The 26,373-nt window shown below is 68.1% G+C and carries 26 protein-coding genes and 1 tRNA gene; 15 read left to right on the plus strand and 12 right to left on the minus strand.

Features of this window, described 5'->3' with window-relative positions; all coding sequences use genetic code 11:
- Positions 1 to 120: 120 nt before the first annotated feature.
- The 6 genes from AC1DIN_RS18405 to AC1DIN_RS18430 all read left to right on the plus strand — a co-directional run bounded on the left by AC1DIN_RS18405 (position 121) and on the right by AC1DIN_RS18430 (position 7,140).
- Positions 121 to 1,095 (plus strand): KpsF/GutQ family sugar-phosphate isomerase, encoded by a 975-nt coding sequence (locus tag AC1DIN_RS18405; RefSeq protein ID WP_476810841.1) that lies wholly within the window; start codon positions 121 to 123, stop codon positions 1,093 to 1,095.
- Between the two features lie 193 nt (positions 1,096 to 1,288).
- Positions 1,289 to 1,708, plus strand: coding sequence for a MerR family transcriptional regulator (locus AC1DIN_RS18410; protein WP_476810923.1), 420 nt, complete (start codon positions 1,289 to 1,291; stop codon positions 1,706 to 1,708).
- A 280-nt stretch (positions 1,709 to 1,988) separates the two neighbouring features.
- The gene (locus AC1DIN_RS18415) at positions 1,989 to 5,327 is read left to right on the plus strand and encodes a helicase-related protein (RefSeq protein WP_476810842.1); all 3,339 of its coding nucleotides are present in this window, start codon (positions 1,989 to 1,991) and stop codon (positions 5,325 to 5,327) included.
- A gap of 24 nt (positions 5,328 to 5,351) precedes the next feature.
- A complete protein-coding gene (locus AC1DIN_RS18420; RefSeq protein WP_441472285.1) occupies positions 5,352 to 5,660 on the plus strand; it encodes an RNA-binding S4 domain-containing protein in 309 nt (102 codons plus the stop codon).
- Positions 5,661 to 5,829: 169 nt separating this feature from the next.
- Positions 5,830 to 6,165 (plus strand): ferredoxin FdxA, encoded by a 336-nt coding sequence (gene fdxA, locus AC1DIN_RS18425; RefSeq protein ID WP_441472286.1) that lies wholly within the window; start codon positions 5,830 to 5,832, stop codon positions 6,163 to 6,165.
- 375 nt (positions 6,166 to 6,540) lie between these two features.
- Entirely contained in the window at positions 6,541 to 7,140 is a 600-nt protein-coding gene (locus tag AC1DIN_RS18430) for a CarD family transcriptional regulator (RefSeq protein ID WP_476766893.1), read from the plus strand.
- 75 nt (positions 7,141 to 7,215) lie between these two features.
- Here the strand turns inward: AC1DIN_RS18430 and AC1DIN_RS18435 are convergent, their stop codons facing one another.
- The 3 genes from AC1DIN_RS18435 to AC1DIN_RS18445 form a co-directional block, all read right to left on the minus strand.
- A complete protein-coding gene (locus tag AC1DIN_RS18435; protein WP_441472288.1) occupies positions 7,216 to 8,085 on the minus strand; it encodes a dienelactone hydrolase family protein in 870 nt (289 codons plus the stop codon).
- 84 nt (positions 8,086 to 8,169) lie between these two features.
- Positions 8,170 to 9,654, minus strand: coding sequence for a M48 family metalloprotease (locus tag AC1DIN_RS18440; RefSeq protein WP_441472289.1), 1,485 nt, complete (start codon positions 9,652 to 9,654; stop codon positions 8,170 to 8,172).
- A 4-nt stretch (positions 9,655 to 9,658) separates the two neighbouring features.
- Positions 9,659 to 10,399, minus strand: a complete 741-nt coding sequence (locus AC1DIN_RS18445) for a hypothetical protein (protein ID WP_476810843.1) — start codon at positions 10,397 to 10,399, stop codon at positions 9,659 to 9,661.
- 58 nt (positions 10,400 to 10,457) lie between these two features.
- Between AC1DIN_RS18445 and AC1DIN_RS18450 the strand changes: the two genes are divergently transcribed.
- Positions 10,458 to 10,534, plus strand: a tRNA-Arg gene (locus AC1DIN_RS18450).
- Positions 10,535 to 10,642: 108 nt separating this feature from the next.
- A complete protein-coding gene (locus tag AC1DIN_RS18455; protein ID WP_476810844.1) occupies positions 10,643 to 11,230 on the plus strand; it encodes a hypothetical protein in 588 nt (195 codons plus the stop codon).
- A 16-nt stretch (positions 11,231 to 11,246) separates the two neighbouring features.
- Here the strand turns inward: AC1DIN_RS18455 and AC1DIN_RS18460 are convergent, their stop codons facing one another.
- From AC1DIN_RS18460 to proB, 9 genes are all read right to left on the minus strand, one after another.
- Entirely contained in the window at positions 11,247 to 11,756 is a 510-nt protein-coding gene (locus AC1DIN_RS18460; protein ID WP_441472292.1) for an RNA pyrophosphohydrolase, read from the minus strand.
- Positions 11,753 to 12,922, minus strand: coding sequence for a divergent polysaccharide deacetylase family protein (locus AC1DIN_RS18465; protein ID WP_476810845.1), 1,170 nt, complete (start codon positions 12,920 to 12,922; stop codon positions 11,753 to 11,755). Before AC1DIN_RS18465 ends, AC1DIN_RS18460 begins: the two co-directional genes overlap by 4 nt.
- A 159-nt stretch (positions 12,923 to 13,081) precedes the next feature.
- Entirely contained in the window at positions 13,082 to 14,470 is a 1,389-nt protein-coding gene (locus tag AC1DIN_RS18470; RefSeq protein WP_476810846.1) for a S41 family peptidase, read from the minus strand.
- The gene (locus AC1DIN_RS18475) at positions 14,470 to 15,834 is read right to left on the minus strand and encodes a murein hydrolase activator EnvC family protein (RefSeq protein WP_476810847.1); all 1,365 of its coding nucleotides are present in this window, start codon (positions 15,832 to 15,834) and stop codon (positions 14,470 to 14,472) included. Before AC1DIN_RS18475 ends, AC1DIN_RS18470 begins: the two co-directional genes overlap by 1 nt.
- The gene (gene rlmH, locus AC1DIN_RS18480) at positions 15,831 to 16,310 is read right to left on the minus strand and encodes a 23S rRNA (pseudouridine(1915)-N(3))-methyltransferase RlmH (RefSeq protein ID WP_476810848.1); all 480 of its coding nucleotides are present in this window, start codon (positions 16,308 to 16,310) and stop codon (positions 15,831 to 15,833) included. The genes AC1DIN_RS18475 and rlmH overlap by 4 nt, the downstream gene beginning before the upstream one ends.
- 12 nt (positions 16,311 to 16,322) lie before the next feature.
- Entirely contained in the window at positions 16,323 to 16,733 is a 411-nt protein-coding gene (gene rsfS, locus AC1DIN_RS18485; protein WP_441472412.1) for a ribosome silencing factor, read from the minus strand.
- A gap of 70 nt (positions 16,734 to 16,803) precedes the next feature.
- Positions 16,804 to 17,415: a nicotinate-nucleotide adenylyltransferase gene (locus AC1DIN_RS18490; protein ID WP_441472297.1), complete on the minus strand. Its 612-nt coding sequence runs from the start codon at positions 17,413 to 17,415 to the stop codon at positions 16,804 to 16,806.
- Between the two features lie 14 nt (positions 17,416 to 17,429).
- A complete protein-coding gene (locus tag AC1DIN_RS18495) occupies positions 17,430 to 18,671 on the minus strand; it encodes a glutamate-5-semialdehyde dehydrogenase (RefSeq protein WP_476810924.1) in 1,242 nt (413 codons plus the stop codon).
- Positions 18,672 to 18,782: 111 nt separating this feature from the next.
- A complete protein-coding gene (proB, locus tag AC1DIN_RS18500) occupies positions 18,783 to 19,916 on the minus strand; it encodes a glutamate 5-kinase (RefSeq protein WP_441472299.1) in 1,134 nt (377 codons plus the stop codon).
- 482 nt (positions 19,917 to 20,398) lie between these two features.
- Here proB and rpsU point away from each other — a divergent pair, with 482 nt between their 5' ends.
- The 7 genes from rpsU (at position 20,399) to AC1DIN_RS18535 (ending at position 26,353) form a co-directional block, all read left to right on the plus strand.
- Positions 20,399 to 20,662 carry a 30S ribosomal protein S21 gene (gene rpsU / locus AC1DIN_RS18505; protein WP_441472300.1) on the plus strand — a complete coding sequence of 88 codons (264 nt, stop codon included), beginning with the start codon at positions 20,399 to 20,401 and terminating at the stop codon, positions 20,660 to 20,662.
- A gap of 85 nt (positions 20,663 to 20,747) precedes the next feature.
- Complete coding sequence (locus tag AC1DIN_RS18510; RefSeq protein ID WP_441472301.1) at positions 20,748 to 21,122, plus strand: DUF6481 family protein; 375 nt, start codon at positions 20,748 to 20,750, stop codon at positions 21,120 to 21,122.
- A gap of 383 nt (positions 21,123 to 21,505) precedes the next feature.
- Complete coding sequence (locus tag AC1DIN_RS18515; RefSeq protein WP_441472302.1) at positions 21,506 to 22,066, plus strand: sigma-70 family RNA polymerase sigma factor; 561 nt, start codon at positions 21,506 to 21,508, stop codon at positions 22,064 to 22,066.
- Between the two features lie 48 nt (positions 22,067 to 22,114).
- Positions 22,115 to 22,810: an anti-sigma factor gene (locus AC1DIN_RS18520; protein WP_476810849.1), complete on the plus strand. Its 696-nt coding sequence runs from the start codon at positions 22,115 to 22,117 to the stop codon at positions 22,808 to 22,810.
- Positions 22,811 to 22,869: 59 nt separating this feature from the next.
- Positions 22,870 to 24,318, plus strand: coding sequence for a S8 family serine peptidase (locus AC1DIN_RS18525; protein ID WP_476810850.1), 1,449 nt, complete (start codon positions 22,870 to 22,872; stop codon positions 24,316 to 24,318).
- Between the two features lie 221 nt (positions 24,319 to 24,539).
- Positions 24,540 to 25,694, plus strand: a complete 1,155-nt coding sequence (locus AC1DIN_RS18530) for a glycosyltransferase (RefSeq protein ID WP_476810851.1) — start codon at positions 24,540 to 24,542, stop codon at positions 25,692 to 25,694.
- Positions 25,691 to 26,353 carry a class I SAM-dependent methyltransferase gene (locus AC1DIN_RS18535; protein WP_476810852.1) on the plus strand — a complete coding sequence of 221 codons (663 nt, stop codon included), beginning with the start codon at positions 25,691 to 25,693 and terminating at the stop codon, positions 26,351 to 26,353. Before AC1DIN_RS18530 ends, AC1DIN_RS18535 begins: the two co-directional genes overlap by 4 nt.
- The last annotated feature ends 20 nt before the right edge of the window (positions 26,354 to 26,373 follow it).

Below are 26,373 nucleotides of genomic sequence, written 5' to 3' on the forward strand. Positions count from 1 at the left end.
TTCCGACAGGAATCTGCGATAAAACAAAAGGCCAAGCAGACCATTCGGTGGCTTGCCAAGGAATATCTGCTTAGCCTCGGCGGTGGCAATCGCGGGCCTCCCCGTGCTACAGCGCCGGCCATGATCGCCGATATCCGCGCCTCCGCCCTTCGCACCGTCGCCACCGAGCGCGCGGGGCTCGACACGCTCCATGACGCGCTCGCCAACGGGCTCGGCCAGCCCTTTGCCGATGCCGTCGCGATGATCCGGGCTGCGACCGGGCGCGTGATCGTCTCGGGCATGGGCAAGTCCGGCCATGTCGGGCGCAAGCTCGCCGCGACCCTGGCCTCTACCGGCACGCCCGCCCATTTCGTCCATCCGGCCGAGGCGAGCCATGGCGACCTCGGCATGGTGCAGCCCGAGGACGTGGTGATTGCGCTCTCATGGTCGGGCGAGACGGTGGAGCTCGCCGCGCTCGTCGGTTACACCCGGCGATTCCGGGTCGGCCTGATCGCCTTCACGTCGAACCCCGAGAGCACGCTCGGCAAGGAAGCTGACGTCGCGCTGGTCCTGCCCAAGGCGACGGAAGCCTGCCCGAACGGGCTCGCTCCCACCACCTCGACAACGATGCAGATCGCGCTCGGCGACGCGCTGGCGGTGGCGCTGCTGGAAGCGCGCGGCTTCTCGCGGCAGGACTTTTTCGTCTATCACCCCGGCGGCAAGCTCGGCGCCCAGCTCAAGACCGTCGAGAGCATCATGCATCGCGGCGCCGATCTGCCGCTGATCGGGCTCGACACGCTGCTGCCGGACGTCATCGCGATGATCTCGGCGAAGAGTTTCGGCTGCGCCGTGGTGATGGATCTGGACGGCAAGCTCGCCGGCGTCGTCACCGATGGCGATCTGCGCCGCAAGGCCGCGATGGGCGGCGGCGGCTCGCTGCGCGCACGCGATATCATGACCGCCAACCCGCGGCGCATCGGGCTCGATACGCTCGCCGTCGAGGCGCTGGAGCTGGTCAACCGCATGCGGATCACCGCGCTGATCGTGGTCGATGAGCAGGAGCGGCCGGTCGGGCTGGTCCACGTCCACGACCTGCTGGCGATGGGCGTGGCGTAGTCCCCGCGCGGGGACTGCGGAGCTTTGTCCTGTCCGCGATTCTCGGGTCCTGCGCTTCGTTCCGCCCGGGAATGACGGTGCGGTTCGTTTCGCGCGAAATGCTCTTGCCACGGGCACGCTGCGACCTATCTAAAGCTGTAGAGACTACAGCTTTAGAGGTGACGCCATGGCCGTGACGGACAAGCTCGAACGCGTGATGCCGATCGGCATGTTGGCGGAACGCACCGGGGTCAAGGTCGAGACGATCCGCTATTACGAGCAGGTCGGACTCCTGCCGCCGCCGGAGCGGTCCGAGGGCAATCAGCGCCGCTACGGCCGGCGCCATGCCGAACGGCTTGCCTTCATCAAGCATGCGCGGGATCTCGGCTTCGCCGTCGACAATATCCGCACGCTGCTCAGACTCTCCGATACGCCCGGCATCGCCTGCGACGAGGCGCATGCGATCTCGGTTTCGCACCTTGAAGAGGTGCGGGACAAGATTGCGAAATTGCGTTCGCTGGAGAAGGAGCTGGAACGGATCGCGACCACCTGCTCTGGTGGCGTCGCCGCCAGCGACTGCGCGATCATCGAGGCGCTGGCCGATCATGGGCAGTGTAGCCACGCGCGCCATTGAAGTGGGGCAGCGGGCGAAAATGTCGATTGCCTCTCGTTTCAGGGGCGGAAGGACTTAAATAGGAATCGTGCCGAGCGGCCTTTCGCGCCGCCGCCACGACGGTTCTGCAGGAGGGCGCGCTATGCCGGGATGGCCCATGCCGAAGGGAGGACAGCCCCGAAAGGGGAACAAATCCCGATTCTGCCGGCGTCCGCGATTCGGCCTCGCTTCGTTCCAGAGTCGTTCTCGCCAGGCTCGTTCCTGATTCCCGTCCACGCTCCCGCCCGCATGGGCGGGCGAGATGATCGGCTCCGTCGCCTTGCTTCCGTTTCGTTCGCTGCCGCCCGCCGTCCGCGCCCATGGTGTGACGGCGGTGCTCGGCCCCACCAATACCGGCAAGACCCATCTCGCCATCGAGCGCATGGTCGCTCACCCGACGGGAATGATCGGGCTGCCGCTGCGATTGCTGGCGCGCGAGGTCTACCAGCGCGTGGTCGACAAGGTCGGCCCCGAGGCTGTCGCCCTCGTCACCGGTGAGGAGAAGATCAAGCCGGAGCGGCCGCGCTTCTGGGTCTGCACGGTCGAGGCGATGCCGCGCGACCTCGCGGTCGATTTCGTCGCGATCGACGAAGTCCAGCTCGCTTCCGACCTCGACCGCGGTCATGTCTTCACCGATCGGCTGCTCAACCGCCGCGGCCGGGCCGAGACCATGCTGATCGGCGCGGGCACGGTGCGCCCGCTGATCGAGCAGCTCATCCCCGGCGTCAACGTCGTCTCGCGCCCGCGCCTGTCCAGCCTGACCTTCGCCGGCGACCGCAAGATCACCCGGCTGCCGCCGCGCTCGGCCATCGTCGCCTTCTCGGTCGAGGAGGTCTACGCCATCGCCGAGCTGATTCGCCGGCAGAAGGGCGGGGCGGCCGTCGTGCTCGGCGCGCTCAGCCCACGCACCCGCAACGCGCAGGTCGAGATCTACCAGTCCGGCGACGTCGATTATCTCGTCGCCACCGACGCGATCGGCATGGGGCTCAATCTCGACGTCAATCACATCGCCTTCGCGGCGGACAGAAAGTTCGACGGGCATCACTACCGCAAGCTCAATCCGGCCGAATTCGGCCAGATCGCCGGTCGCGCCGGGCGGCATCTGCGCGACGGCACCTTCGGCACCAGCGGGCGCTGCCCGCCCTTCGACGCGGAATTGGTCGAGGCGATCGAGAATCATCGCTTCGAGCCGGTGCGCCAGATGCAGTGGCGCAATTCCGACCTGGACCTGCGCTCGATCGCCGGCCTCACCGGCACGCTCAACATCCAGCCCTCGGAACCCGGCCTGACCAGGGCGCTGATCGCCGAGGACATGACGACGCTGGAGGTGCTGTCGAGGGACCCGGATGTCGCGTCGCTGGCGCATGGGCGTGCTGCGGTCGAGCGGCTCTGGGAGGTCTGCGGCCTCCCCGATTATCGCAAGATCTCGCCGATGCAGCACGCCGATCTCGCGACGACGCTGTATCTCAGGCTGATGCGCCATGGCCGGCTCGATGCCGACTGGTATGCGGTGCAACTCGCCTCGCTCGACCGCACCGATGGCGAGATCGATACGCTCTCCGCCAGGATCGCGCAGGTGAGGACTTGGACCTATGTTGCCAATCGTCCTGACTGGTTGCCTGATCCAGAGCATTGGCAGGGGATGGCTCGTCTTGTAGAGGACAAGCTGTCGGACGCTCTGCACGAGCGTCTCGCTAGCCGATTTGTCGATCGGCGCACCAGCGTGCTGATGCGCCGCTTGCGGGAGAATGCGATGTTGGAGGCTGAGGTCACCGCGACGGGCGACGTGCTCGTTGAGGGCCAGCACGTGGGAATGCTGCAGGGCTTCCGCTTCACAGCGGACCCGAAAGCGGGTGGGGCCGAGGTCAAGGCTCTGAACCTGGCGGCGATGAAGGCGCTAGGCGCCGAGATCGAATCGCGAGCGGCGCGCGTCGTGCTGGCGGGCGACGATGCCTTCGTGCTGTCGCATGACGGGCTGGTGCGCTGGACCGGCGAGCCGGTGGCGCGCCTGGTTGCCGGCGAGAAGGTGCTGGAGCCGCGCCTGCGCCTGCTGGTTGAGGAGCATCTGTCCGGTCCTGCGCGTGAGCAGGTCGAAGGCCGGCTCAGTCTCTGGCTGAAGAATCACATCACCCGCCTGCTCGGCGCGATCCAGATTCTCGAAGCGGCCGAGAGCGTCACCGGCATTGCGCGCGGCATCGCCTATCAGACGGCCGAGTCGCTCGGCGTGCTCGAGCGCTCCAAGGTCGGCGAGGAGATGAAGGCGCTGGATCAGGAGGGCCGTGCCGCGCTGCGCCAGCTCGGCATTCGCTTCGGTGCCTTCCACATCTACATGCCGGCGCTGCTGAAGCCGGCGCCGCGTGCGCTTGCCGCCCAGCTCTGGGCGCTGAAGCATGGCGGGCCGGAGACGGCCGGGCTCGACGACATCGCCCATCTGGCCGCGTCGGGCCGGACCTCCTTCCCGGTCGACAAGGCCGTGCCGAAGGGGCTTTATCGCGCGGCGGGCTACCGCGTCTGCGGCGAGCGGGCCGTGCGCGTCGACATTCTGGAACGCCTCGCCGATCTCATTCGCCCGGCGATCGCCTATCGTCCGGGCGTTACGCAGGGCACCCCGCCCGCCGGCGCCGCCGATCAGGACGGCTTCGTCGCCACTGGCGCGATGACCTCGCTCGTCGGCTGTGCGGGCGAGGATTTCGCCTCGATCCTGCGCTCGCTCGGCTATGTCTCGGTGAAGCGCCCGGGTCCGGCGATAACCGTGCCGCTGGCGCCGCCGCCGGCCGCGACCGAGCCGGCACAGCCCGTTGTCGCTGCTGAAGCTGCCTCCGAAACCACATCCGCCGCGGGCGAGACTGCGGAGGTTCCCGCAGAGGCTGAAGGCACGAGCGAGCCTGCCGCGGCGCTGAACGAGGATGCGCTGGCGGAGGGCGAGGCCCCCGCCGTCGAAGCGCCGGCTGTCGAGACGGCCGATACGCCGGTCCTGACCGAGACCGAGCTGGAGCAGGTGCACGAGCCGGTCCCGGCCGATGCGCTCGCGGTCCTCCCGGTAGCCGCCGAAGAGGCTGAAGCTGCCGAGGTTCTCGCGATCGATGCTCCCGCGGCCGAAGTTTCGGTGGCCGAAGCCGTGCCTGCCGAGCCCGAACTCGTCGAGGTCTGGCGGCCGCATCGCCATCAGGGCGGGCGCCGGCCCGAGCATGCCCAGCGCGGGCGCCGCGACGGCGACCAGCACCGCGGCGAACGGCCGCAGCGCGAAGGCCGTCCGGAAGGTCAGCGTCGGGATCAGCGCCCCGGCCAGCAGCGGCCGGCTGCCGCACGCGCCGAGGGCGAGGGGGCGCAGGCTCAGCGCCAGGAGCGTCCCCGCCGCGAGGATCAGCGTCCGCGTCGCGATGACCAGCCGCCGCGGCAGGGGCGTCCCGAGGGCGGTCGTGGCCCGCGGCCGGACTTCAAGCGCGAAGGCCGCCCTGGCGGTCCGCGGCGCGAGGAGCGCGGCAATGAGCGCTTCCAGCAGCCGCCGCGTCCGCGTCCCGCCAATCGCGAGCCGGACCCGGATTCGCCCTTCGCGAAGCTGGCCGCGCTTAAGGCACAGCTCGAAGGCAGCAAGAACTGACGGGATCGGGGAGGCGCTGACCGCTTGCAGGAGCATCGCCAACGCCTCGACAAATGGCTCTGGTTCGCGCGCTTCGCGCGGACGCGGCCTTCCGCTGTGCGTCTGGTGGAGGACGGTCATGTCCGAATCGAGGGGCGGCGTGCCGAGAATCCGGCGCAGGGCATTCGGGTCGGGGCGGTGCTGACACTCGCGCTGCCGCACGCCACCATGGTCGTGAGGGTTCTGGGCTTCGCCGAGCGGCGCGGCCCTTTCGAGACCGCGCGGCAGCTCTATGAGCGGCTCGACGGCGGCAGCGGCGATGCGCCGCTTGCGGAGGCGGACGGCGAGGACTAAATCCGCGCCCTGCCATCGGCGGGCGCCGAAATCGGGCCGGGGATGGAAATCGTCTCCGCGGCGCCTTCGAAATGAAAAAACGTTCTGCCGAAGATCACCAAAACAGCCTTGAAACCTGCGTCGGGCAAGGGTTTATGGGGTTGTTTAGAAGCGTTGGAAGGGCCGACCCATGACCTATGTGGTCACCGAGAACTGCATCAAGTGCAAGTACATGGATTGCGTCGAGGTCTGCCCGGTCGACTGCTTCTATGAAGGCGAGAACATGCTCGTCATCCATCCGGACGAGTGCATCGACTGCGGCGTCTGCGAGCCGGAATGCCCGGCCGAGGCGATCAAGCCCGACACCGAGCCCGGCCTCGAAAGCTGGCTGCAGCTCAATGGGAAATACGCGTCGAGCTGGCCCAATATCACCCAGAAGAAGGAGGCGCCGGCGGACGCAAAGGAGTTCGACGGCGTGCCTGGAAAGCTCGAGATGTTCTCCGCCGAACCAGGCGAAGGCGACTGATTTAGACCCTCTCGCGCCCCCCGCGCTGCGTTAACCACGGCTTTGCCATGCCCTCACGGGAGAACGCCTCTCGGCGTTTACCTTTGATTCGGCGTGTTTTTTGTGCTACAAGCTAGCCCTAGTCGAATTGGTTCCGCATGCCCCTGCGAGATTCCCACAAATGGGGTGCCCCCAAAAGATCGGACGACATGATGACCGGCCTCCGTGCCGGATTTTAATTGTCGTTCTTATCCAGGGTGAAATGAAACGATCGACTAAGGGAGCGTGAAGCGGTGCCTTTCCAGCGTCGCGTCAGGCGGAAAGTCTCCGGCCAGCCGGACGGAGACAGATCATCTCGTGCTCGCGTTGAGCGGGCCGGTCAGGAGTCGTAACGGCATGTCCACTGCGAAGAAAGCTGTTGTGCGCCAGGGTTTCAAGACGGGCGAGTACGTCGTCTATCCGTCCCATGGCGTCGGCCAGATCACGGCGATCGAGGAACAGGAAGTCGCAGGCTTCAAACTCGAACTGTTCGTGGTCAGCTTCGCCAAGGACAAGATGACGTTGCGAGTCCCCACCGCGAAGGCCGCCAGCGTCGGCCTGCGCAAGCTCGCCGACGCCGAATCCGTCGCCAAGGCGCTGACCACGCTCACCGGCCGCGCCCGCATCAAGCGCACCATGTGGTCGCGCCGCGCGCAGGAATACGAAGCCAAGATCAATTCGGGCGATCTCGTCGCCATTGCCGAGGTCGTGCGCGATCTCTACCGCTCCGAGGCGCAGCCCGAGCAGTCCTACTCCGAGCGCCAGCTTTATGAGGCCGCTCTCGACCGCATGACCCGTGAGATCGCGGTGGTCGACGACGTCACCGAGACCGAGGCGCTCAAGAAGATCGAAGGGCAGCTCGCCAAGTCGCCGCGCCGCGCCAGCAAGGCCGAGGCCGACGCCGCCGACGGGGAGCTCGAGAACGACAACGAAGACCTGCAGGAAGAGGCTGCCTGAGCGGCGTCTTTCCTTCCAGGATGCGAAACCCGGCGGGCGACCGCCGGGTTTTTTGTTGCCTGCTCGCCCGCGGGCTCAGGTTGTGCCCGTTCCCGCCTTGAGGAAAGCGATGGTCCGGGCCCAAGCCTGCTTGGCCGTCGCCGCGTTGTAGCGCTCGGCGCTGGTGTCGTTCATGAAGGCGTGGTCGACATCCGGATAGACGACCGCATCGTAGTGAATGCCGGCGGCTTTCAGCGCCTTCTCGTAGTCGGGCAGCATCTGGACGAGGCGCGTATCGCGTCCGGCCTGCTGGATCAGGAGGCGGGACTTGATCAGCGGTACTTTGGCGAGATCGGGCGAGCGTCCGTAGAAGACGACGCCCGCGGCAAGCTCCGGCGCGGAGACGGCGAGGTCGTTGACCGCGCCACCGCCCCAGCAGAAGCCGACGGCCCCGACCTTGCCGTTCGCGTCCGGGCGGGTGGCGAGGTACTTCAGGGCGGCGCGGCCCTGTCTGACGACGGCGTCGGTGGATAGTTGCGGAAAGAGCGCGCGGGCGGCGTCCGCGTCGCTCGGCGTGCCTCCGAGCGGGGTGAGGAAATCGAGGCCGAGCGCGGTGAAGCCTTCCAACGCCATGCGCCGGGTGATGTCCTCGGTGTGCGGGTTGAGCCCACGGTTCTCATGGATGATGAGCACCCCGCCGCGCTTTGCCTCGGCCTTCGGTGTGGCGAGATAGCCTTTGATGGCGACGCCATCGACAATGGTGTCGAGGCGCGACGTCGTGATCCGGGCATCGCCCGGCGCGATCTGCTGTGCCCGCGCGTAGTTCGGCTCGAGCAAGGCGAGCGCCGCTTCCGCAGCGGCGGCGGAGCCGGCGATGGCCAGCAACCGGTTCATGAAGATGCGTCGGTCGAGCGGCTTGTGGGTGTATTCGTCGTAGAGGTCGACGATCCTGCGATCGAGCGCCATTCCTGTCTCCCTTTGGGCGGTGGCGGCCGATCATAGCGGCAGATTGGCCAATAGCGCGATGGCTCTCAGCCTCGTGAAGGAAAGTTACTCGGCGACGATCTTGTAACGTTGGCCCGGCGTCAGCGCGGTGTTGCGGTCGAGCCCGTTCAGGAGCTGGAAGAGCTCGCCGGGACGGTCCTGTTCCGGCATGCGCTCGGCCATGCTCGCCACATTGTCGCCGGGCTCGGCCGCGACCAGCCGAACGACCATCGGCCGGACGGCCTGGGCCTCGGCCGGGGTCAGGACGCGGAAGCTGTCGGCGATGGCGCGCATCGCCCGCTCGGGGTCGCTCGCGCCGCGTGCGGCGAGGATGAAGCGGTAGACGCGCTCGCCGACCTGCACGGCGGCGAGGCGGAACATCCAGTCCGTGCCCTTGCCATGGGCGATCACGGCCGGCTGCCCGGCGATCTCGATCTTCTCGATGCCGGTCGTCACGACCCCCTCGATCCAGCCGGCGGCGACGTAGGATTCCAGCGTCTGGCCGCTCTTCAACGTCACCGAGTCGAAGCGCAGCGCCTGGGAGCCGCTGGCGCTGACGCCGATCACCATGTCCTGCGCCGCTTCCAGGCTGAAGCCCTCGGGCGCGGTGAAGCCGATGCGCAGGGTGCTGTTGAGGTAGCGCCGGCCGCGCACCACGCCGTCGCGCGGGTCGTCGCCATAGGCCAGGCCCTCGATCGCGTTGAGCCAGCGATTGGCATCGTGCTCGCCGATGCCGGGGGCGCCGATCTGGCGCGCCGCATTGGTCACGGCGGCGATGCGCTCGGGCGTCTGCGGGTGGCTGGAGAGGATGTCGAGCCGCTTGTCGTCGGCGCTCTGGTTCTGGCCGCTGTTGCGGAAGGCGGTGTTGCGGCCGAGCGTCGCCAGGAAGCGGCTGGCGCCATAGGGATCGTAGCCGGCCCGCGCGATGTTGCGCACGCTGATCTGGTCGGCGGTGAGCTCCTGCTGGCGCGAGAACCGGGCGAGCGAGAGCTTCGAGCCGGCCTTCACGGCAGCACCCTGGGAAGGGTCCTTGAGGACCTGTGAGACGACCTGGCTCACCAGCGCCGATTCCGCCTCCTTCTCGGCGCGCTCGACGGCGTGCTGGGCGGTGACATGGGCGATCTCATGCGCCAGCACCGACGCGATCTCGGAGGTGTCGTTGGCGAGCACGAGCAGGCCGCGTGTGACGTAGAGCCGGCCATTGGGCAGGGCGAAGGCATTGACCACCGGCGAGTTCAGGATGGTGATCTCGTAGTGGCCGATCTGGCCCTCGCCGGCCTTGGCGAGTCTCTGGACGACCTCGTCCAGCGCCGCGCGGGCCTTGGGCGCGCGATATTCGCCGCCGAAGGCGGAGAGCAGGCGCTGATGCTCCTGATCCGAAGCGCGCTGGATGGTGTTGATGCGCGGGGCGATCTCGTCGCTCGAGCTCGTGCCCGCCGGCATGAGCGGGCTCTGGTCGCCCAGGCAGCCGACGAGCAGCAGGCCGGGCAGCACGATGGCCGCCAGCCGCTTCGAATGCCGCGAGAGCGATGTCCGCCAGAGCTTCAGCATATCCTCAGTCGATCAATTCCAGCGCCGCACGGGATGTCGCCTCCAGCAGGAGGCCGTCGGGTCCCGACAGGACGCCATAGGCGCGCACGCGTTTACCGCTGAGGCTGGCTGCGGTCCAGCCGGCGCCCTTCAATTCCCGCCACAGGACCCGCGAGACGACGATCGAAGCAGCCTCCCCAGGGCGGCGAGAGAAGTTCAGATAGGTCCGCTGGGAGCGTTCGCCGACCGAGGCGATCCGGCCTTCCAGCATGACGTAGCGTCCTTCCTGCGCCTTTACAGCGGCGAGATCATGGCCGTCGGTGGCCACTGGCCGGGAGGGTGAGGGGGTGGAACTTAACGTTGCCTGAACGGGGGCGGCGCGGCAGGGCGACGCCAGTGGCTCGGGCAGCGGGAGGGCCGCGCCATTGCGCTGGAGGATGAGGACCAACTCCTGCGGCTCGCCGCCCGGGCTATCCGCGGGGACGAAGAGCTTCGACGGCCAGCGCCCCCAGCGGTCCGGCTCGCCGAGGATGGCGAGATCGAGCGAGCGACCGCGGAAGGGTTCCAGGCCGGCACGAAAGCGGGCGGCCTCCTCGCCGTTCTGACGCGGCGCCAGCCCGACCAGGCGCAGCGCCCTGCCATCGCTCAGGACGGGATCGCCGGCAGGGTTGAGATCGGCGAGCCGAACAGCCGCGGTTGCCACCGGCGGTGCCGCCGTGCAGTTCGACGCTGCGGCGGCCGGCACGCCGGGCAGGGTCGCGATCATGACAGTTGCAAGAAGGGACTTCACCCGCATCGCGATTATGCTACACGAAGTTCCGTGCGTCCCGGTAGCTCAGCAGGATAGAGCAACGGTTTCCTAAACCGTAGGTCAGGGGTTCGAATCCCTTCCGGGACGCCATTTCGGCGTCGGGCCCGAACGTCGAAGCGCCTCTGCTCCGAAACCTCTTGAAAACCGCGTTTAGGGCGATGGATTCCCCTTTCCGGCGCGGTGTCCTAAGCAGATCTCATGGAGACGATTTCGCCGCATGAGCTCTTCCCCCATGTCCGCATCGTCATGGGCATGGTCATCGGTCTCGGCATCACCCGGATGCTGACGGGCATCGCCAGCTTCATCCAGCATCCCGACCGCTATCGCCTGTCGCTGCTCCATATGCTCTGGGTCGGCTCGATCCTGCTGGAGCTGGTGCTGTTCTGGTGGTGGGAATTGGGCCTCTCGCGCATCCCCTCCTGGAGCTTCGGGATCTATCTCTTCCTGATCGCCTATGCCGTCGTGCTCTATCTGCTCGCGGCGCTGCTCTTCCCGGACAACATCTCCGAATATGCGGGTTACGAGGACTTCTTCATCAAGCGTCGGCGCTGGTTCTTCGGCCTGCTGGCGTCGGCCTTCCTGCTCGATATCGTCGATACGCTGATCAAGGGCACCGAGCGCTGGAGCCAGCTCAGCGGCGATTATCTCGTGCAGGTACCGATCGGGCTTCTGCTCTGCCTCGTGGCCTTTTTTTCGGCGCGGCGCAGCGTCCATCTCGCGCTGGCGTCCGTGCACATCGCCTACCAGCTCTACTGGATCGTGCGCGTCGTCTACATGATGGGCTGACGCGGCGCCGGCTGGCTCAGCCGCCCGCAAAGGGCGCGAAATGCCTGGCGACCTGCCGGTAGACGCCCTGTTTGAAGGGAATGATCAACTCCGGCGTCTCGTCGAGCCGCGCCCAGCGCCAGGCGTCGAACTCGGCCTTGTGCCCTCCCGCCGGCGTCAGGATGTTGATCTCCGCCTCGGAGCCGACGAAGCGGAAGGCGAACCATTTCTGCGCCTGCCCGCGCCAGCGGCCTTTCCAGGCTTCCTTGCCGATATCGTCAGGCAGGTCGTAGCTCAGCCAGCCCGGGGCTTCGGCGAGCAGCTCGACCGAGGTGACGTTGGTTTCCTCGGCCAGCTCGCGGCGAGCCGCCTCCAGCGGCGTCTCGCCCTTGTCGATACCACCCTGCGGCATCTGCCATGCATGGCCCGGCGCAACATGCTCGCGCTGGGTCTTGTTGGCGCGCCGGCCGATGAAGACGAGCCCTTCGGCATTGAACAGGGCAAGTCCGACGCAGGGGCGGTAGCCTTCGGGAGCTTTCTCGGTCATCGCAGCGGTCCGGCGGAAACTGATCCGGTGGTCTTGGGATTGCGGAAACCGCGGGCGGCGCTCACGGGAACGAGCGCGATCTTCTTGGCTTCCAGCGACTGGGCCCAGCGATTGATCCGCTCGATCGAGACCGGCAGGGCGCTGGCAGCGGCGACGACGACGCCCTGATCGCGCGCCAGCGCCTCCAGCGCCGCGAGTTCCTTGTCGATGGCATCGGGGCGAGTGACGCCGTCGATGACCCGATCGATCTTGATGGCCGGGATCTGGGCACGCGTGGCGGAGCTGGCGAGAAGGCTGCGCGGCGATGAGCCGTCATCGACGACCATGAGGCCACGCCCGGCAAGCTCGCGCAGGAGCGGCGACAGCGCGTTCTCGTCCGAGGTCAGGCGGCCGCCGAGAAAGTTGACGATGCCGACATAGCCCGTGAAGCGGCCGAGCGACCAGTGCAGCTTGTCGATATTGTCCGAGGCCTTCGGACCGGTCAGCAGCGTATGCGGGCCGGGATCGTTGTCGGGATAGTCGAAGGGCTCCATCGGCAGCTGCAGGAATACCTCATGCCCCTCGCCGCGGGCGCGCTGGACGGTGCGTTCGAGCTCGGTGCCATAGGGGGCGAAGGCCAGCGAGACCGGCCCCGGCAGTTTGGCGATGGCATCGGCCGTGCCGGTCTGGCTGATGCCGAGGCCGCCGACGAGCAGGGCGATGCGCCCGGCCGGTTTGACCGAGGGCTCCGGTCCGAGCGGGCGAGCATAGATCTTGGCCGGGGTCGCGCCATCCGGGCCGAGCTTCGGCAGCAGGCCGTAGCGGCTGCGCTCCACCAGCCGATTGTCGGGGGCTGGCGTGAGCTTGATTGCGCCCGCTTCGTCCGGGACGGTGATGACGATCGCGCCCGGCGCATCCTCGCCCGCGCGCACGACGGTCACGCCGGCGCTGTTCTCGAGCTGGGCGGCGCTTGCCGGGCCGCGCGCGGCGGATAGGGCCGCATCGGCGCTGGGCGGGAGGGAGGAAACGGGAGCGGCGCGTTTTTCGATCGCCGCATAGGCGACCGGCTCGCCGCCATCGGGATCGCGGCGTATCGCGGCGACGAGCACGAGACCGAATATCACGCTGCCGACGCAGCCGGCGGCAGCAATCGCAAGCCAACGGCCCCACGGCTTGCCGGAGGGCATGGCTCTATCCTGGCCGAGCGGCCGATTGAGCTCCGTCAGCGGCGTTCCGGCCAAGGTCAGCCGTCCTCAAGGTTGCGTCGCGGGCCCGAATCAGTGGCCCGCGCGCTAGTCTTGTCGCCTAAGCAGCCCGACGTCGAGCCCGAAGGCTCTCCTGCGGGCTCAGTTCGGCTGCTTCGGGGCTTCCGGGGTGGCCGGCGCCGCCGGTGCCGGGGCGGGCTCGGCGGCTGGCTTCTCGGTGGGCTTTTCGACCAGCTGGGCGGAATCCTTCTTGATGCCGCGGAGCTGGTTGAAGGCCGCGATCAGCTGGGTGTCCTTCGCCGGATCGTTCGGGACGTAGGAAGCGGAGCCGGACTGCTCCTCGCCCTCGCCGGCCTTGAGGTGGCCCTTGAGCGCGGCCTCGCCCTTGTTGTCGACGAGCTTGTCCTTGATCTCCTGCGGGATGTCCTGCTGGACTTCGATGTCCGGCGTGATGCCCTTGGCCTGGATCGAGTTGCCCGACGGCGTGTAGTAGCGCGCCGTGGTCAGGCGCAGGCCGCCATTCGAGCCGAGCGGGATCACGGTCTGCACCGAGCCCTTGCCGAAGGAGCGCGTGCCCATCACGACCGCACGCTTGTGGTCCTGCAGCGCACCGGCGACGATCTCCGCCGCCGAGGCGGAGGAGCCGTTGATCAGCACGACGAGCGGCTTGCCCTTGGTCAGATCGCCCGACTTGGCGTTGAAGACCTGGGTCTCCTCGGCGTTGCGGCCGCGGGTCGAGACGATCTTGCCGCGCTCGAGGAAGGCGTCGGAGACCAGCACGGACTGGTCGAGGCGCCCGCCGCGATTGTTGCGCAGGTCGATGACATAGCCCTTGAGCTTGTCCTGGCCGATCTCGGTCGAGAGCTTGTCGATGGCCTTGCGCAGGCCGTCATAGGTCTGCTCGGAGAAGGTGCCGATGCGGATATAGCCGATATCGCCCTCGGCGCGCTCCTCGACCGCCGGCACGACGATGGTCGAGCGGGTCAGGGTGAACTCCAGCGGGTCGGTCTTGCCTGGGCGCTCGATCTTGAGCGTGACCTGGGTGTTGATCAGCCCGCGCATCTTCTCGACCGCCTGGGTGAGGGAAAGGCCCTTCACCTCGGTGCCGTCGATCTGGCGGATGATGTCGTTGGCCAGGATGCCGGCCTTGGAGGCGGGCGTGTCCCGAATCGGCTTGGCCACCTTGAGGACGCCGTCCTCCATCGTCACCTCGATGCCGAGCCCGCCGAACTGGCCGCGCATGTCGGTGTCCATATCGCGGAACGCCTTGGCGTCGAGATAGGAGGAATGCGGGTCGAGCGAGGAGACCATGCCGTTGATGGCGGCCTCGATCAGCTTCTGCTCGTCGGGCTTGTCGACATAATCGGTGCGGATCTTCTCGAAGATGTCACCGAAGAGGTTCAGGCTGCGATAGACCTCGGCCGAAGCGGCCACAGCGCTGGTCGAGCTGAGCAGCCTGGTCTGAGTGGCGAGTCCGGTCAGGCCCGCGCCCATGATGGCGCCGGCGAGAACGAGGGAAACCTTGCGCATCATCCGCGAACCTTTTCGCCTTGCCATTTCGTCCACCACGGCGTCGGGTCGACCGAGACACCGTCTTTCCTGAATTCGATATAGAGGACCGGCTGCCCGGTTCCCACCCCTACTGTCGTCGCGGCAGCTTCCGATGTTTCGCCCATCGCCGCAACCGGCTCCCCCGCCAGGACGAACTGATTGAGCGCGACATCGATCCGCTGCATGCCCGCAAGCAAAATGTAGTATCCACCCCCTGCGTTCAGGATCAAGAGTTGCCCGAACGAACGGAACGGTCCCGCATACACCACCCAAGCGTCAGAAGGCGCCGAAACTAGGGCGCCTGGCCGGGTTTCCAGTGAAATTCCGCGGATTGTGCCGCCGGCGCCGTCAGGGTCGCCAAAACCACGCAATCGTGATCCCGCGGCAGGCAGCGAGAGCAGGCCTTTGGCGTCGGAAAAGGCGATCTTGGGGGCCAGGCGCGCCGGGTCCTTGAAGGCGAGCGCCGTCATGCGCTCGCGCTGCTCGCGCGTTTCCTGCTCGATTGCCTGGCGCGCCGCCTCCGCTGCCCTGTTGGTGACGGAAATCTCCTTCTCGATCTTCTCGACGAAGTCGCGCATCGAGCGGGCCTGGCCGGCGAGCTCGTTGCCGAGTGCGCGCTGGGCTTCGACATCCTTGGCGGCGCTGGCTTCGCGGTCCCGCCGGGCCTCGATCAGCGACGCCAGGCGCTGGCGCTCGCCGACGAACTGCTCCATCTCCGTGCCGATCTTGAGCTTCTCGGTGGCGATGTTGTCGCGCAGCCGCACCAGCTCGCCGAGATCCGTGGCGAGAATTTCGATCTCCTGGCGCAGATCGGGCACGACGGCGCCGAGCAGCATCGAGGCGCGCACGGCTTCGAGGATGTCCTCCGGCCGTACGAGCACCGCAGGAGGCGGGGCCCGGCCGATGCGCTGCAAGGCGGCCAGCACCTCCGCGATCAGGCCGCGCCGGCCCTCGAGCGAGCGGCGGATGGCCGTCTCGCTGGATTGCAGCAGCGCGAGCCGCTTTTCCAACGCGCCCAGCCGCTCCTCGCCGGCCTGTGTCTTCGCGGTGGCGTCGAGCAGGGCCTTGTTGAGCGCGGCACGGTCGGCGCGGATCGCGGCGATTTCTTTTTCAAGGCTGGCGCGGGCTTCTGCGTTTCCGGCGAGGCGCTGCTCGATTGCCTTGAGTTCGGCTTCACGCTCCTGTTTCTCGACGAGCTTCTGCATCGCCTCCCGGGCCAGAGCCTCGGGATCGGCCGGCTTGGGCTGCGCAAGAGCAGCCCCGCCGAGCGAGACCGCCGCAAGCAGGGCGGCAGGGGCCAGACGGCGCAGCCCGGAGCGAATCAGCAGCGCGGCGAAGTTCATGCGCGATGATAGGGGTGCCCGGCGATGATCGTCATCGCCCGATAGAGTTGTTCCAGCACCAGCGCCCGCACGATCTGGTGCGGGATCGTCAGCGCGCCGAAGGCGAGTGTGATGTCGGCCTTGTCGCGAATATCCTCGCTCAAGCCGTCGGCGCCGCCGATGACGAGGCTGGCATGGCCGGTTCCGGCGTCGCGGGCGGCGGCGATGCGGCTGGCGAAGGCTTCGCTGCCGAGCTGGCGACCGCGCTCGTCGAGCGCGATCAGCAGGCCGGGCTGCGCCTTGGCGAGGATMGCCTGCGCTTCTTCGCGCTTGCGCTCCTCGGGGCGGCGGCCCCGGCTTTCGGCGATCTCGACGATGTCGAGCCCGCTCAGCCCGATGCCGCGGCCGAGCGCGACCCCGCGTTCACGATAGCGCTCGCAGAGCTCGCGTTCCGGCCCATCCTTGAGCCGGCCGACGGCGATGACCGCGAGCCGCATCTCTTGGCGTCGTCAGTTCGCGAGGCGTTCGTTCGGCCGGTCCGTGCCCCACATCTTCTCGAGATTGTAGAACTGGCGCACTTCGGGCCGGAAGACATGGACGATGATATCGCCGGTATCGATCAGCACCCAGTCGCAAGCTGGCATGCCCTCGACCTGCGGCGACGGCTTTCCGGCACTCTTGAGTGCCTCGACCAGGGCCTCGCTGATGGCGGCGACGTGGCGGTTGACGTTGCCGGACGCGATGATCATCGCGTCGGCCAGCGACGTCTTGCCAACGAGGTCGATCACCGTGATGTCCTCGGCTTTCATGTCTTCGAGGACATGTCGCGCAAGGGCGATGCTATCGGCGGAGGGATTGTCCGCGATAGCGGCCTGGGGAAGCGGCTTCGGCTCGGCCTCACCAAGGGTTTGACGGTTCAGTGACGTATCCTCTCAATTCAGATGCGCTCTCGGCGCGATGCAGCCAAAATAAGCCGGACGGCCGTGGAATTCAATCGCGGCCGGCCTGACGGCGCAGCATGGTGGAGGATAACGTCGAGCGCTTGCCGTGCAGGAAAACCCAGGCCGGAGGCCGGGTGCGCGGCAGACTCGCGGCCTGATTCTCCGGGATGCGCCAGCGCGACAGCCAGTTGGCGGCGGGCGAGGCCATGGCGCTGTGGGTCGAGCCCGGCCGGTCGATCACCGCAATCGGCATCATTCGGGCGATCGTCCGCCACTCGGCCCAGCGGTGGAAGCCGGCGAGATTGTCGGAGCCCATGATCCAGACGAAGTTGACGCCCGGGCAGCGCCGCTTCAGCGCGCGCAGCGTATCGGCGGTGTAGCGGGTGCGCAGCGTCGCCTCGATGCCGGTGACGTTGATGCGGGCATGGGCGGCGATATCGCGCGCCTGCCGCAGGCGCTCGCCGAGCGGCGGCAGTTTCGCATTGTCCTTCAGCGGGTTGCCGGGGGTGACCAGCCACCAGATGCGGTCGAGCTGCAGGCGGCGCAGCGCCGTCAAGCTCGCCAGCCTGTGGCCGTCATGGGCGGGGTTGAAGCTGCCGCCGAACAGGCCGATACACAGGCCCGGCGCATGGGGCGGCAGGCGCAGATGCTCGCTCGTCATCCGTGCTGCACGGCTCAGGGGCGCGTCTGGCCCGCGCCATGGACGCGGTACTTGAACGAGCAGAGCTGCTCGACCCCAACGGGGCCGCGCGCATGCATCCGGCCGGTGGCGATGCCGATCTCGGCGCCGAAGCCGAACTCGCCGCCATCGGCGAACTGGGTCGAGGCATTGTGGACGACGATCGCGGAATCGACCTCAGCCAGGAAGCGGGCGGCGGCGGCCGCGTCGGCCGTGACGATCGCATCGGTGTGATGCGAGCCGTAGCGCTCGATATGGTCGATTGCGGCGTCGAGCCCCGGCACGACCTTCGCCGCGATGATCGTGTCGAGATATTCCGTCGACCAGTCTTCCTCGCTGGCGGGCGTCACGCGCGCATCGACGGCCTGTACTGCCGCATCGCCGCGCACGGCGCAGCCGGCATCGAGCAGGGCGGCGACAAGCGGGGCGAGATGGGTCGCGGCGCAGGCCTCGTCGACGAGCAGCGTCTCGGCTGCGCCGCAGACGCCGGTACGGCGCAGCTTGGCGTTGAGCAGGATCTCGCGCGCCATGGCGAGATCGGCCTTGGCATCGACATAGACATGGCAGTTGCCGTCGAGATGGGCGAAGACGGGCACGCGCGCCTCGCTCTGGACGCGGGCGACGAGGCTTTTCCCGCCGCGCGGAACGACGACGTCGACATTGCCGCTGAGGCCCGCGAGGATTTCGCCCACGGCGGCGCGGTCACGCGTCGGCACGAGCTGGATCGCATCGCCCGGCAGGCCGGCGGCTTCCAGCCCCTCGCGCATCGCCGCGGCGATCTCGATCGAGGAGCGGAAGGAGTCGGAGCCCGCGCGCAGGATCGCGGCATTGCCGCTCTTCAGGCAGAGCGCGCCGGCATCGGCCGTGACGTTGGGGCGGCTCTCGAAGATCACGGCGATGACGCCGAGCGGCGTGGCGACGCGTTCGAAGCGCAGGCCGTTCGGGCGGGTCCATTCCGCCAGCACGCGGCCGAGCGGGTCGGGCAGGTCGGCAACCTCCGCGACGGCGTCGGCGATGGCGGCGATGCGCTTCTCGTCGAGGGCGAGGCGGTCCATGAATGAGGCGCTGAGACCTGCCGCCTTGCCGTCGGCGAGATCCTGCGCATTGGCGGCGAGAATGCGGGCGCTGCGGGCACGCAGCGCATCGGCCATGGCGATCAAAGCGGCGTTGCGCTGCTCGGTTGGGCTGAGCGCGACCTTGCGTGCGGCGGCGCGGGCACGCCGGCCTACCTCATGCATCACGAGCCGGACATCGCCGTTCTCGTTTGTCGCGATGATGCGCAATGCGCTGTCGCCCGTCATCTCACCCAGCCCAAAAACCCGCCGGCAAAAGCCGGCCCGGAAGAAAGCTTAGCCTAGCCCGAGCGCCATGTCGTCCCGGTGGATCATCTCGGCGCGGCCGGGGTAGCCGAGCACGCTTTCGATGTCGCGCGAGGCCTTGCCGAGAACGAGCGCGGCTTCGCTCGCATCATAGGCGACGAGACCGCGCCCGAGCAGCTGCCCGTCGGGGTCGCGGATCAGCACGGCATCGCCGCGCGCGAACTCGCCTTCGATGCGGCTGACGCCGACCGGCAGCAGACTCGCGCCGCCGCGTAGCGCGCGGGCCGCACCGGCATCGACATGCAGCGTGCCGCGCGGCTCCAGCGTGCCGGCGATCCAGGTCTTGCGCGCGGTGGCGGGTGTCGAGCCGGAGAGGAACCAGGTGCAGCGCCCGCCGGCAGCCACGCTCGCCAGCGGATTCTTGGCTCGCCCATCGGCGATCAGCATGTGTGTGCCGCCGGCGGCGGCGATCTTGCCGGCCTCGATCTTCGTGCGCATGCCGCCGCGCGAGAGTTCGGAAGCCGCCCCGCCGGCCATGGCGTCGATTTCGGGCGTTATCTTCTCGACGACGGGGATATGCTGGGCGGACGGGTCCTTGGCGGGTGGCGCGGTATAGAGTCCGTCGATGTCGGAGAACAGCACCAGCAGGTCGGCGCCGGCCATGGTCGCGACGCGCGCGGCGAGCCGGTCATTGTCGCCATAGCGGATTTCGGTGGTGGCGACGGTGTCGTTCTCGTTGATGACGGGGATGGCGCGCAGGTCGAGCAGGCGCCCGAGCGTCGCGCGCGCGTTGAGATAGCGGCGTCGCTGCTCGGTATCGGCCAGCGTCAGCAGGATCTGTCCGGCGGTGAGCCCATGGGCGGCCAGCGCCTCGGCCCAGTTGCGGGCGAGCGCGATCTGCCCGACGGCGGCGGCGGCCTGGCTTTCCTCCAGCCGCAGCGGGCCCGAGGGCAGGTTGAGCACGGTGCGCCCGAGCGCGATCGCGCCGGAGGAGACGACGAGGACGTCAGCGCCGCGTTGGTGCAGTTCGGCGAGGTCTTCTGCGAGGGCGGCGAGCCAGGCATGGCGCAGCCGGCCGCGAGCCCGGTCGACCAGCAGGCTGGAGCCGACCTTCACGACGATGCGGCGGAAATCGGAAAGCGAAGGCGTCTTCACGGGACACACGATCTGTTGCAGCGAGCCTCCTGCCTGTTGGGGAAAACCGGGCGATTGTAAAGCGGTGGGACTATCGGGGCCGGCGTGCTCCGCGTGCATTGGATCGCCGGGCGCCCTATCGGACGCGATAGCGGTGATCTATCCATTTCGTACTGCATCGGATTTTTCCGACAAGGGGAATCCACTTCTCGGTTCGATGCCGTAGCGGCCGATCCCGTTGAAAAACGGCCCCGTCAGGCCCATATCGAGTGTCTGCCGGCCGCGCCGTCCGTTCCGACCCCTCGTCTCGCGAGCCTTCGGAGACATGCGCGGTTACTGACTCACGACAGGATAGTCCATTCCTGCGGCCCGCCACAGAAATGGACCGGAGCATCGGACCGAGAAGTGGATTCCACTTTTCGGACGAATCCTATGCTTCACCAATGCGATTGATCGCCACTTCGCGCCCGGATCGGCGCGCGGCGATCGATCAACCGCAGAGAGGAGCTTCGATGCAGGTTCTCGTTCGCGACAACAACATCGATCAGGCCTTGCGCGTGCTGAAGCGGAAACTTCAGCGTGAAGGCATCATGCGCGAAGTGAAACGGCATACGGCCTATGAGAAGCCCTCGGAGCGCCGCATCCGCGAGAAGGCCACTGCCGTGCGCCGGGCCCGCAAGGCGGCCCTCAAGCAGGCGCGCCACGAAGGGCTGATCGCGGCGCCACGCCCGAAAAGCCGCCCGCTCCGCGCTGGAAGCGGGGGTGCCGCGCGTTGATTTCGATACCAAATTGGCTCGATCTGGCTTAAGGCGCCCGCGCGGGCCGAGAAACAACCCGTAACAACCCGAGAGAAGATCACCCTTGAAGAACCCGAACGACCGCAGCTTCACCGACCGTCAGGCCAATTCCGCCAAAGCCAAGCAGGCGCTGCTTGAGCGTTTCAAGGCACGGCCCAAGGTCGATGACCCGGTCATGGTGCAGCGACGCGAGGAGCGGGAAGCCATCGCTCAGGCTCGCGCCGAGCGCGAAGCCGAGAAGGCGAAGATCCGGGCCGAGAAGGAGCGCCTCGAGGCGCTCGAGCGCGCGCGGATCGAAGAAGAGAAGCGCCAGGAAGAGATCGCCCGCGAAGCCGCCCGCAAGGCGGAGCAGGCCAAGCGTGATGCCGAGCGTCCGCGCAAGGTGCTGCTGGAAGCGGTCCAGTACATGCAGATGCGCACGGCCGGCAAACGCCGCTAGGTCGCCGCGCGTCCTGCCGGACGCGATAACGGTGATCTGTGGATCTGTCATCGCATCGGATCTTTCCGAAGAGTGGATTCCGCTTTTCGGTCCGGTGCCGTCGTGCACTTTGCGCTTGGCTGATGTCAGCCGGGCGCCAAGAATTCGCGCATGTCATCAATGCGATCTGGGGCGCCGCGGGCGCCCCTTTTCATATCCGCTTAACCGCGACGGCGGTTCGACAGCCCTGTATTGGCTGGTTTACGGGCAAAAAAGCGCGTCCTTTCTCCTGATGACCTATCGGCAAATCCGTTCGCGCAGATTAATGTGCGCCCGGGTTGAACCTTTTCCCCGCTCGCCGCGATGAATGGGTGCGAGCCGGGATGCCTGGCCTTCGAGGGGCAATGCATACGGAATCGGACGAGGATCTCGTCAAACGGATCGCCTCGGGCGATCGGCTCGCGATGAAGGTGCTGTTTTCACGGCATCAGGTGCGGGTCTACCGTTTCGTGCTGCGGCTCGTCCGCGACGAGACGCTTGCCGAGGATGTGATCAGTGACGTGTTCATGGATCTCTGGCGACAGGCGGATCGCTTCGAGGCACGCGCCTCGGTCTCGACCTGGCTGCTCGCCATCGCCCGGAACAAGGCGTGGTCGCTCCTGCGGAAGCGCCGCGATGCCGAACTCGACGAGGATTACGCGGGCAGCATCGAGGACGAATCCGACGGCCCCGAGATCGTGCTCCAGAAGCAGGACAAGGGCCTTGCGATTCGTGCCTGCCTCGAACGCCTTTCTGCCGAGCACCGCGAGGTCGTCGATCTCGTCTATTACCACGAGACCTCCCTCGAGGAGGTCGCGCGGATCGTCGGCATTCCCGAGAACACCGTCAAGACACGGCTTTTCCACGCCCGCAAGAAGCTGGGCGAGATGCTCAAGGCTGCCGGCATCGACCGTGGCTGGCCCTGAGGCGTTGACGTTTATGAAGTGCGGCCGAGCCGCCGGAGGAGTGGCGTGATGACCGACAGCATCGCAAGCGATCCGAAGCGCCGCGAGCTCGAGGAGCTGCTGCCCTTCTTTGCCAATGGCCGCATCTCGGACGCCGACAAGCGCCGCGTCGAAGCCGCGCTCGCCGGCGACGCCGAGCTCGCCGCCCGGCTCGACATCATCCGCGACGACATGGCCGAGACGGTTCTGCTCAACGAGAGCCTCGGCGCCCCGTCGCACCGTGCCCTCGAAAAGCTGATGGCGGAGATCGACACTGCCCCCCATCAGGCGCCGCTGCTGACGCGGGCGACCGACAGCATGGGCCGCGGCTTCCTTGGCTGGCTCGGTGGCCTGTTGGCGGCGCAGCCGCCGCGCCGGCTCGCCTATGCCAGCGCGGCCGCCATCGTGCTGATTGCGCTGCAGGGCGTCGCCATCACCGGGCTTGCGCTGCACGATGGAGGCGCCGGCTACCAGACGGCTTCGGCGCCGGGCTCGCGGGCTTCCGAGCGCTATGTCCTGCTGAGCTTCGCTCCGGAGGCGAAGGCCGGCGAGATCGCCGCCTTCTTCAAGCGCTTCGATGCCTCGGTCGTCGACGGCCCGCGCGCCAACGGCTTCTTCAAGGTGCGCGTGGGAGATGCCTCGCTGTCGGCTGCCCAGGTCGATGCGATCGCGACGCGGATGAAGAGCGAGAGCGCGATCGTCAGCTTCGTCGCGCCCGCGCCGTGATGCTCTGGCGCCTCTCGCGGGCGCCATGGCATGATGTTCTGCGGCAGGAGGGCCAGGCCATGCTGCGATCCGGTTTCACGAGCAGGACGGTGCTGACGCGGTGCCTGGCGGGTGCCGCATTGCTCGCATGGGTGGTCGCGTTGGCTCCCGCCACCGCTCTCGCCCAGGCTCCCGCCACCGCCCCCCAGCAGCCCGCCGCCAATGGGGCCAACCGTTCCATGCGCGTGCCTCCGGGGTCGTGGATGCGCCAGCAGCGCGCCATCGTCCCGGCGCCGGAGGAGACTCGTTTCGTCCCGGACGAGGTGCTGTTCGAGCTCGCGCCCAACGCCGAGGCCGACGTCGTGCTGCGTCGCTACGGCGCGACCCTGATCGCCCGCCAGCGCTTCGAGTTGGCCAACGTCACCATCATCCGCGCCAAGCTCGAAGCCGGCCGCGACCTCCGGGCCGTGCTGACCCAGATGGGCGACGACAGCAGCATCGCCGGCGCCCAGCCCAACTTCCTGTATGAGCTGCAGCAGGGTGCCTCGGCCGGGCCCGGCGCCACGAACGCTTCGACCGCGCCGACGACGGCGTCTTCCGATGCCAGCGGACCGCCGGCTCCGGGCCTGCGGCTCGGGGATCCCGCGACGGCGGCGCGCGGCACTGCCGCGGTCCGGCGCGTGCTGCCGCCGCAATACGTCGTCGACAAGCTGCGCCTCGGCGAAGCCCGCAAGCTTGCGCTCGGGCGCGGCATCCGCGTCGGCATGATCGATTCCGGCGTGGACATGGAGCACCCCGAGATCAGCGGCTCGGTCCTCGCCTATCTCGATGCCGTCGACGGGCTGGCGACCCCGCACGCGCACGGCACCTCCATGGCGACGGCGATCGTCGCGCATGGCGAATTGCAGGGCGTCGCGCCGGCCGCCCGGCTGATCGTGGCCCGCGCCTTCGGCGGCCCGCAGGCGAGCTCGGCCAACGGCAAGTCCTTCCAGATCCTGACGGCGCTGGAATGGGTGGTTCAGCAGCGGGCGAAGGTGGTCAATCTCAGCTTCGCCGGGCCGCAGGACCGCCTGCTGTCCAAGGCGCTCGCCGGGGCGAAGGAGCGCGGCGTCATCACGGTGGCGGCCGCCGGCAACGGCGGCATCCGCTCGGCACCGCTCTATCCCGGCGCCGACCCGAGCGTCATCGCCGTGACCGCGACCGATGCCGACGACAAGGTCTTCATCGATGCCAACCGCGGCAGTTACGTTGCCGTCGCGGCGCCGGGCGTGGACGTGCTGACGGCGGAGCCCGCGGGCCGATACGCCTTCACCTCGGGCACCTCGATCGCGGCCGCCCATGTCTCCGGGCTCATCGCGCTGCTGCTGGAGAAGCAGCCGGAACTCGACCCCGAAAGCGCCCGCCGCATCCTCGGCGAGAGCGCGACCGACCTCGGCTCCAAGGGGCGCGACCCGGTCTTCGGCGCCGGACGGATCGATCCCGCGGCGGCGCTGGCGCGCGTCCTGCCGGTCGCGACGGCGCGGCCCTGATCAGCCTCCTTCCGCTCCCGTGCTCTCGTCTCCAGTCCTCATCCTGAGGAGCCGCGACAGCGGCGTCTCGAAGGATGCTTCAGGAGGCTCCCGTGCCCGTTGGACCATCCTTCGAGACGCAAGCTTCGCTTGCCCCTCAGGATGAAGGCTCGGAAGTGTCCGAAAGGACTCCGGGCCATCGGCGCTCTTGACCTGCGCCGCCGCATCGGCCTGATGGCGCAATGCCGCGCCCCAAACTCCTCTTCGTCGCCACCGAGGACTGGTTCTTCGCCTCGCATTTCCTGCCGATGGCGCGGGCGGCGCGCGAGCTTGGCCTCGACGTTGCCGTCATCGCCCGCGAACGCAGCCATCGGCGCGTGATCGAAGCGACCGGGACGCGGCTGATCGCGTTGGAGGCGGAGCGGCGCAGCCTCGATCCGCGCGCGCTGGTCAAGCAGATTGCCGCGCTGAGGCGACTGATCGCGGCGGAAAAGCCCGACATCCTGCATTGTATCGCGCTGAAGCCGATCGCGCTCGCCGGTCTGGCCGGCAAGCTCGCCGGCATCGACCGACGGGTCTATGCCTTGACCGGCCTTGGCTTCCTCGGCGCAAAGCAAGGGGCCTTGGCCGCTGCGGCGCGATTCGCCGCGATCGCCTGGCTGCGCGGCGCGATCGACGGCCGGCAGGTGCGCTTCCTCTTCGAGAACCCGGACGATCCGGTTACGCTCGGGCTCGATCCGCAGGATGCCGGCAAGGTCGCGATCGTCGGCGGGGCCGGAGTCGATCCGCTGATTCTGATGCCGTCGCCGATGCCGCCTGCGCCGCCGCTCAAGGTCGCGCTGGTGGCGCGCATGCTCTGGTCCAAGGGCGTCGATCTCGCGGTCGAGGCGGTGAGGCTCGCCCGTGCCGAGGGGACGAAGGTCGAGCTCACCATCCATGGGGCGCCAGATCCGTCGAATCCGAAGGCGATCCCCGAGGCGACATTGAAGGAGTGGGCCGCGCGGCCCGGCATCAACTGGGCCGGCCCGACGCGGGATGTCGAGGCGGTCTGGAAGGCGCATCATCTCTGTATCCTGCCCTCGCGTGGCGGCGAAGGCTTGCCACGCACCATTCTTGAAGCCGCATCATGCGGCCGGCCGATCCTGACGACCGATGTGCCGGGCTGCCGCAGCTTCGTCCGCGAGGGACAGGATGGCATGGTCGTGCCGGCCGACGACGCCGCGGCGCTGGCCAAGGCGTTGACTGTCTTCGCTCGTGCGCCGGGCCTCGCGGAGCGGATGGGGGCGAATGCCCGTGCCCGCCTGCTCGACGGCCATACCGAGCGCGACGTGATGAATGCCGTGAAAGCGCTCTACCAGGGGCTTCTCGCCGCGCCTGCAACGGAGAAGGTCGCATGAGCGAGGCAGGGTCGAAGCTCGATCGGGAGGTCTTCATCCGCGCGCATACGCGGCTGCTGCCGGTGCCGCATGCCGCTGAGATCGCCCTGCATGTCGCGCAGGAAGCGACCGAGCTTTGGCAGAAGACCGAGGAGGAGCTTGCCGTCATCGGCCTGCCGCCACCGTTCTGGGCTTTTGCCTGGGCGGGGGGACAGGCGCTGGCACGCTACCTGCTCGATCACCCGCAGATCGTGGCGGGACGGCACGTCCTCGATTTCGCCTCCGGCTCCGGGCTGGTGGCGATCGCTGCCGCAAAGTCGGGGGCGGCGCGGGTCGAAGCCTGCGATATCGATGCCTTCGCGGTCGCCGCGATCGGCATCAATGCAGAGGCCAACGGCGTCCCCGTGACGGCGCGGGCAGACGACCTCGTCGGCCGCGACGAGGGCTGGGAGGTCGTCTGTGCCGGCGACGTCTGCTACGAGCGCGACATGGCCGAGCGCGTCATCGCCTGGCTCTCGGCCCTGTCCGCCCGCGGCGCGACGGTGCTGATCGGTGATCCCGGCCGCAGCTATCTGCCGAAGGGACGTCTGGAGACGGTCGCAACCTACGAAGTGCCGGTGACGCGCGCGCTGGAGGACGCCGAGATCAAGCGCAGCTCGGTCTGGCGCCTCGCGGGCTAGCGCGCATTCCGTTCGGCTGG

The organism is Allobosea sp. 05T438 (genome assembly GCF_056396025.1).

Bases quoted from the DNA above. Each gene is read 5' to 3' on its own strand.
- AC1DIN_RS18405 (WP_476810841.1), top strand. From the start codon at position 121: ATGATCGCCGATATCCGCGCCTCCGCCCTTCGCACCGTCGCCACCGAG.
- AC1DIN_RS18415 (WP_476810842.1), top strand. From the start codon at position 1,989: ATGATCGGCTCCGTCGCCTTGCTTCCGTTTCGTTCGCTGCCGCCCGCC.
- fdxA (WP_441472286.1), top strand. From the start codon at position 5,830: ATGACCTATGTGGTCACCGAGAACTGCATCAAGTGCAAGTACATGGAT.
- AC1DIN_RS18430 (WP_476766893.1), top strand. From the start codon at position 6,541: ATGTCCACTGCGAAGAAAGCTGTTGTGCGCCAGGGTTTCAAGACGGGC.
- AC1DIN_RS18435 (WP_441472288.1), bottom strand. From the start codon at position 8,085: ATGGCGCTCGATCGCAGGATCGTCGACCTCTACGACGAATACACCCAC.
- AC1DIN_RS18440 (WP_441472289.1), bottom strand. From the start codon at position 9,654: ATGCTGAAGCTCTGGCGGACATCGCTCTCGCGGCATTCGAAGCGGCTG.
- AC1DIN_RS18445 (WP_476810843.1), bottom strand. From the start codon at position 10,399: ATGATCGCGACCCTGCCCGGCGTGCCGGCCGCCGCAGCGTCGAACTGC.
- AC1DIN_RS18455 (WP_476810844.1), top strand. From the start codon at position 10,643: ATGGAGACGATTTCGCCGCATGAGCTCTTCCCCCATGTCCGCATCGTC.
- AC1DIN_RS18460 (WP_441472292.1), bottom strand. From the start codon at position 11,756: ATGACCGAGAAAGCTCCCGAAGGCTACCGCCCCTGCGTCGGACTTGCC.
- AC1DIN_RS18465 (WP_476810845.1), bottom strand. From the start codon at position 12,922: ATGCCCTCCGGCAAGCCGTGGGGCCGTTGGCTTGCGATTGCTGCCGCC.
- AC1DIN_RS18470 (WP_476810846.1), bottom strand. From the start codon at position 14,470: ATGCGCAAGGTTTCCCTCGTTCTCGCCGGCGCCATCATGGGCGCGGGC.
- AC1DIN_RS18475 (WP_476810847.1), bottom strand. From the start codon at position 15,834: ATGAACTTCGCCGCGCTGCTGATTCGCTCCGGGCTGCGCCGTCTGGCC.
- AC1DIN_RS18490 (WP_441472297.1), bottom strand. From the start codon at position 17,415: ATGACGAGCGAGCATCTGCGCCTGCCGCCCCATGCGCCGGGCCTGTGT.
- AC1DIN_RS18495 (WP_476810924.1), bottom strand. From the start codon at position 18,671: ATGCATGAGGTAGGCCGGCGTGCCCGCGCCGCCGCACGCAAGGTCGCG.
- rpsU (WP_441472300.1), top strand. From the start codon at position 20,399: ATGCAGGTTCTCGTTCGCGACAACAACATCGATCAGGCCTTGCGCGTG.
- AC1DIN_RS18515 (WP_441472302.1), top strand. From the start codon at position 21,506: ATGCATACGGAATCGGACGAGGATCTCGTCAAACGGATCGCCTCGGGC.
- AC1DIN_RS18520 (WP_476810849.1), top strand. From the start codon at position 22,115: ATGACCGACAGCATCGCAAGCGATCCGAAGCGCCGCGAGCTCGAGGAG.
- AC1DIN_RS18525 (WP_476810850.1), top strand. From the start codon at position 22,870: ATGCTGCGATCCGGTTTCACGAGCAGGACGGTGCTGACGCGGTGCCTG.
- AC1DIN_RS18530 (WP_476810851.1), top strand. From the start codon at position 24,540: ATGCCGCGCCCCAAACTCCTCTTCGTCGCCACCGAGGACTGGTTCTTC.
- AC1DIN_RS18535 (WP_476810852.1), top strand. From the start codon at position 25,691: ATGAGCGAGGCAGGGTCGAAGCTCGATCGGGAGGTCTTCATCCGCGCG.